Genomic DNA, 272 nt, shown 5'->3' with positions numbered 1-272 from the left:
ATGTAACTGATCCGGGCCAGTTAATATTCCTTTGGCTACTGCATGGCTGCTTGAAATAATAACATCGTGTGATGAAACATCGAGTTGCTCTATAGCTAATGGCATTAAAGGAAGATATTTCTGATATGCTTTTTTAGCACGAGGGAGCTTCTGAATGAATGTTGTTGATGCTTTTTTTCCATGGAAATAACTTCGAGATTGTTCAGAAAGAAAATCCACTACTGAATACAAATCAGAGTTTGGATATATGTCTATTATTTCCTTGATAACTC

1 pseudogene is annotated in these 272 nt (G+C 35.7%); it reads right to left on the bottom strand.

What is annotated here, in order from left to right:
- Window positions 1-272 (bottom strand): annotated as a pseudogene (locus RTW80_RS29315) (glycosyltransferase family 4 protein); the annotation flags it as partial.

This window comes from Escherichia sp. AM3, from assembly GCF_032029835.1.
GTDB lineage: Bacteria > Pseudomonadota > Gammaproteobacteria > Enterobacterales > Enterobacteriaceae > Escherichia > Escherichia coli.
The sequence above is the reverse complement of the archived record's forward strand: the minus strand, read 5'-3'. Positions and strand labels throughout refer to the sequence as shown.